A 2,482-nucleotide genomic window follows, 5' to 3' on the forward strand; every position below is an offset into this window, starting at 1 on the left:
GGTGGCTGGAAGAAGTTCGAGCCACTCTGGGACACACTCATCCGGCTTAAGCGCGTCACCGGCATGCTTCCGGCATTGGAGCAGGTTCTCACCAGCTTTGGAGCGCGTCACAAAGCCGAACCGTCCCCGCGCTCGCCCCAGAAACAGCGCCTCCTACACCTGCCATTGATTTCTGAAGAGTAGGAAAAATAAAAACTTGCGGAACGCTAAAATCTTTGCTAAACTAGTTTAGCAAAGATGAGCAGAGTAGCAAAGTCCGCCTCTCGCCGAGTCCGTCTGGAAGATGTCGCCCTCCAGGCAGGGGTTTCCGTTGCCACGGCATCCCTGGCACTCAGTGATAAATCCGCGCAGTACCGCATCTCTAATGATGTGACGGCGCGCGTTCGAAAAGCCGCCCAGGACCTAGACTACACCCCCAATCGCCTCGTTCGCTCGATGCAACGCGGCCAGACCCATATCCTGAGCTTCTTCAATGGCTACCGCACCCGCACGCCGCAGGATCTCTACATGAACACGCTCTGCACCGCGCTGGAGCGGGCCGCAGGGAGCCGGGGCTACGATCTGCTTATTCACTGTGACTTCACCCGCTCGCCGGAGCAGATCTACCAGCACCTCAATGGCGGGATTGCCGACGCAGTTCTCTTCTTTGCCCCGCAGACCAATGACCCACTTCTGGCGCTTCTCAAGAAATCACGCCTTCCCACCGTACTGATCGGGGGAGAGATTGAGGGAACACTTCCTCAGGTAACGGACGATGTAGAATCGGGCATGCGCCTGGTGGCGGAGCGGCTGGTCGAGCAAGGGCACCGTCAGATCGGGGTGGTTCACGAAAATAGCAACCCCAACTCTCTTCAGCGGGTGACGCTCTTGCGCAAAGAGCTTGCCGCTCGGGGCGTGGTGCTCAACGAGGAGCGTCCCTATGTGATTGAAGAAATCGAGACGCAGCTACAGCTGCCCGACGCGCCGACAGCGCTCTTCTGTCCCCGAGACCGCCTTGCCTACTATCTCCTGGATCGTTGCAAAAAACACGGTATCTCGGTGCCGGAACAGCTCAGTGTGGTGGGCTACGACGGCCTGCCCTGGGAGACCAATAGTGGGCACAAGGCCGCCTCCGTAAAGGTGGACATTGAAGCACTGGCCGAAGCAGCCGTCGCCCGAATGGTGGCGCAGCTGAGCGGTGAGAGCGAGCTGTCCCTGATCCAATATCTTCCCACGGCTTTTATCGCGGGAACGACGCTAGGAGCCGTACCGACCGGGACGACTCTCAGTTCAACACGACAACCCGGTCCCTGACATTATTCAGAGGTGAATCTATGAAAAATCAGCAGAACATAAAGCGAGTCTTCACTCTTATCGAGCTACTCGTGGTGATTGCTATTATTGCTATCTTAGCGGCCATTCTCTTCCCCGTCTTTGCGCAAGCCCGTGAGAAAGCCCGTGCTATTTCCTGTATGTCCAATGAGCGCAACATTGGCCTAGCAACCATGCAGTACATTCAGGACTACGATGAGACCTATCCTCTAGGCTACATGTACGATGGCTTCAGCTGGGGAGGAACGATGTGGACCGTGGGTCTTAGCCCTTACTTGCAGAAGTATGGTGAGACCAATACGAACTTTGTGAACGGGGAACTCACCGGAGGAGCGTCGGTTCTGGCTTGCGCTTCTTTTCGTCCGACGCTCAATGCTGGTGGTGCTGCCATTCGGAATGGCATCGGCTACGCCATAAATAAAACCCAGATGAACACCCCCTGGAATGTAGGGCTTCCGGCAGGACTTCAGGGTTTTGGTGGCGTGAGTCAGGCAAGCCTGATCGCTCCCGCAAATCTGGTAGCCTTTGCCGAGACGGCTGTGGTCGGAGCCAATGGCGATACCAACATTGCTCGGGCAGCGGATCAGGCGTGGTGTGATCCTAACAACCCAGTTCAGGCTTCCTGTGGGCCTTTTCTCTTTAAGCCACTTCAGTGGACCAACAAGCCCAATCAGACTACAGGCTGGGACTTTGATATTCCGGGTGGATTTGCAGGCCAGGGCAATGGCGACTACCAGCGCAGACGCCGTCCTGACTTCCGTCATATGCAAAGGTGTAACGTGATGTTTGCGGATGGCCATGCAAAATCCGTCGGCCCCAACACCCTGATCGCAAGGATCGGTTCTGCTGATGACATCTGGCACAACCACAACTAGGCCAGAGATACATAACTCCGGGCGGAGGAAACTTTCCTCCGCCCTTGTTGCATTGCTTGCGCTGCTAGGAATACTGGCTGCGCTCGCAGTGCCCTACACGGGCTGGTACCAAGACCGACAGTACCGTCCACGCTCTTTATCGGCACTGTTAAGCGAGCAGGCCACGCATACTAGGTCGTGCCCTTATAATGGTGTAAATAGCTCGGTGGTTTGACGAGGCGGGCGAAGCCCGCCAAGGCAAAGAAAGCCACCTCCCTCTCCCGACAATTGGAGTGACTAAACTTCAACAATGAAGG

2 protein-coding genes and 1 pseudogene are annotated in these 2,482 nt (G+C 56.3%); all 3 read left to right on the plus strand.

All coding sequences use genetic code 11. The features are described 5' to 3' along the window. Positions 1–183, plus strand: a pseudogene (locus tag RMO15_RS06575) (hypothetical protein); the annotation flags it as partial. Between the two features lie 54 nt (positions 184–237). Continuing rightward, positions 238–1,293, plus strand: coding sequence for a LacI family DNA-binding transcriptional regulator (locus RMO15_RS06580; RefSeq protein WP_309709517.1), 1,056 nt, complete (start codon positions 238–240; stop codon positions 1,291–1,293). A gap of 20 nt (positions 1,294–1,313) precedes the next feature. Next, on the plus strand, positions 1,314–2,186 hold the full coding sequence (locus tag RMO15_RS06585; RefSeq protein ID WP_309709520.1) for a DUF1559 domain-containing protein: 873 nt from the start codon (positions 1,314–1,316) through the stop codon (positions 2,184–2,186). Positions 2,187–2,482: the final 296 nt, after the last annotated feature.

The sequence above is a fragment of the Armatimonas sp. genome (assembly GCF_031410135.1).
Taxonomy (GTDB): domain Bacteria; phylum Armatimonadota; class Armatimonadia; order Armatimonadales; family Armatimonadaceae; genus Armatimonas.